A 2,958-nucleotide genomic window follows, 5' to 3' on the forward strand; every position below is an offset into this window, starting at 1 on the left:
CGAGACCGCACCGGCCGCCGCTGCCGTGGTCGCTGCCGTGGCCGACCTGCCCCCCACCCGCGAAGAGCAGCTGCTGAGTCAATGGCACGCGCGCTACCTGCAACGCCTGCAATCGCCGGAAGCAAGGCTGCAGGGCGACGAGGACTGGGCGCACCTGACGCTGGAGGAGGTCGCCAACCGGGTCGATGCCCTCGACGAGCTCAAAGCCTCGGAAGGGGCCGAGACCTCGCTGTCCCGGCTGCTGGGCCAGCGCGACGGCATCGACACCGTGCTGTCGCAGCTGGATGCACACGGCCCCCACGACCTGTTCGCGCCCAGCGAACCGCCCAACGTGCTGCACCTGTTCGCGCCACAGGGTTGGGCGCCCACGCAGCGCCATGAGCGCCTGCCCTCGCTCACCCGGCTGGAGCATCACGGCCTCTCGCTCGACAGCGCCGTGCCTCTCGGCGCCGAGCTTCGCCCATCGCCGCCCGACAAGGAGACCCCATGACGACCCAAGCGCATCCTGCCGCGCGCGCCTTGCCTTCCACGCTGCCGCCTGAGGCCGCCGCGCGCCAGCGCGAAGCGGTGTACCTGCCCACCTTGTTCGACCGCCTGTGCGACGACGCGCCATCGGAGGACAGCGAGTCCCCGGACGCCTACACCGCCAGCCGCGCCCGCCTGCGCGACATCGTGCTGCGCGACCTGGCCCTGCTGCTCAACACCACCGACCACTCCGAGATCGTGTCGGTGCACGAGCACCCGCTGGCAGCGGCCTCCTGCGTGAACTACGGCGTGCCGCCGCTGGCGGGCGGCTACATGTCCGAAAAGCGCTGGGGCGACATCGAGCAAGTGATCCGCACCGCCATCACCCGCTTCGAGCCGCGGCTGGTGCCCGAGAGCCTGCACGTGCGCCCCTTGTTCAAGGACAAGGCCCGGCACCACTACAACGTGCTGATCTTCGAGATCTCGGGCCACATCCGCATGAGCCCCTATCCGATCGAGTTCACCGTGCAAAGCGCGGTCGACCTCGAGAACAGCCGCATCGAACTACGGCCCCGCTGAGCCCTTGCCGCGAGCACCTCACCATGCATCCCCAACTGCTGCGCTACTACAACGAAGAGCTGCTCTACATGCGCGAAAGCGCGGGTGAGTTTGCCCAGATGCACCCGAAGATCGCGCGCCGGCTGGGCATGCAGGGGCAGGAGGTGGCCGACCCCTACGTCGAGCGGCTGATCGAGTCTTTCAGCTTCATGTCGGCGCGCATGCGCATCAAGCTCGATGCCGAGTTTCCGCGCTTCACCCAGCGCCTGCTGGAGGTGGTGTACCCCAACTACGTCAGCCCCACACCTTCGATGGCGGTGGCGCAGCTGCACCCGCAAGCGGCCGAAGGCGACTTCAGCAAGGGCTTCCTGGTACGCCGCGGCACCGCGGCGTTCTCCAGGCTGGCCGATGGCGAGGTCACGGCCTGCCAGTTCCGCACGACACAAGACCTGATGCTGTGGCCGCTGGAGATCGTGCAGGCGCGCCTGACCGGGGTGCCGCCCGACATACCCGCGCCCGACCGCTACCTGCCGCCCCATGTGCAGGTGCAGGGGGCGCTTCGGCTGCGCCTGCGCGTGCAGGGCGAGCTGTCTTTCAGCGACATCCAGGGCCTGGACCGTCTGCCCATCTACCTGTGCGGCCAGGAGCAACTGGCCTCGCACCTCTTCGAGCTGCTGCATGCGGGCGCCGTGGCCAGCCTGGTCGGTGAGCCCGGGCACATGGGTGATCGGCCGCATGTGGTGACCGATGGCGCCTTGGTGCATGAAGGGCTGAGCCCCGCGCAGAGCATGCTGCCGCTGAAGTGGAACAGCTGGTTCGGGCACAACCTGCTGCACGAGTACTTCGCCTGCCCCACGCGCTTTTACTTCTTCGCGCTGCAGCACCTGGCGCCCGGCCTGGCCCGCATCCAGGGCCGCGAAGCAGAGATCGTCATCCTGCTGACGCGCAGCACCGCTGAGCTGGCCGGCGTGGTGCAAGCCGAGCAGTTCGCCCTGCACTGCACGCCGGTGATCAACCTGTTCGAGCACCGGGTCGATCGCCTGGAGGTGCCCGCCAGCCAGACCGAGCTGCACCTGGTGCCCGACCGGTCGCGACCGCTGGACTTCGAGGTGTTCGCCGTCAACGAACTGCAGGGCCAGCTGGCCGGCAGCACCGAGCCGGCGCTCTTTCGGCCGATGTACCAGACCTTGAACCATGACGAAGGCAACCATGGGCGGTACTTCTCGGTTCGGCGCGAGCCGCGCCTGATACCCGACAGCACACGCCGCTACGGCACACGCACCTCGTACACCGGCACCGAGGTGTTCCTCAGCCTGGTGGACCAGCACGAAGCCCCGTACAGCGAAGCGCTGCGCTACCTCACGGTGCAGGCCCTGGTGACCAACCGTGACCTGCCCAGGCTGGTGCCGCGCAACGGCCTCGACGACCTGAAGATGGCCGACTCGGTGCCGGTGCATGCCATCGGCCTGATCCGTCCACCCTCGGCGCCGCAGCCGCCCTTTGCAGAAGGTGAGCTGGCCTGGCGGCTGATCCGCCAGCTCGGCTTCAACTACCTGCCGCTGCACGAGATGGACGAGCGCGAAGGCGCCCAGGCCCTGCGCGACATGCTGCGCCTGTTCGTGCAGCAGGACGACACCGTGGCGCAGCAGCAGGTCAACAGCCTGATGGCCAGTGCGCTGCGGCCGGTCACGCGGCGCCTGCCCGGGGTCGGGCCGCTGGTGTACGGCCGCGGCGTGGAATGCAGGCTCACCGTGGACGAAGACGGCTTCAGCGGCATCAGCCCCTACCTGTTCGGCCTGGTGCTGGAGCACTATCTGGCCCGCCACGTGGCCATCAACACCTTTGTGCAGACGCGGCTGCACAGCATGCAGCGCGGTGAAGTGGCGCATTGGCCTGTGCGCATGGGTCAACGGGGAGGGGTGTGATGGCGCCGCC

At 68.6% G+C, this 2,958-nt stretch carries 3 protein-coding genes; all 3 read left to right on the forward strand.

What is annotated here, in order from left to right; translation table 11 throughout:
- Positions 1-490: TagK domain-containing protein (locus ABNT58_RS07975; RefSeq protein WP_348752969.1), on the forward strand; the 490-nt coding region annotated here is incomplete at its 5' end.
- Positions 487-1,044, forward strand: coding sequence for a type VI secretion system baseplate subunit TssE (tssE, locus tag ABNT58_RS07980; RefSeq protein ID WP_348752970.1), 558 nt, complete (start codon positions 487-489; stop codon positions 1,042-1,044). The genes ABNT58_RS07975 and tssE, both read left to right, overlap by 4 nt.
- 23 nt (positions 1,045-1,067) lie before the next feature.
- Positions 1,068-2,948, forward strand: a complete 1,881-nt coding sequence (gene tssF, locus ABNT58_RS07985; protein WP_348752971.1) for a type VI secretion system baseplate subunit TssF — start codon at positions 1,068-1,070, stop codon at positions 2,946-2,948.
- The last annotated feature ends 10 nt before the right edge of the window (positions 2,949-2,958 follow it).

Origin of the sequence: uncultured Aquincola sp., assembly GCF_964001545.1 — a bacterium.
Lineage (GTDB): Bacteria > Pseudomonadota > Gammaproteobacteria > Burkholderiales > Burkholderiaceae_C > Aquincola.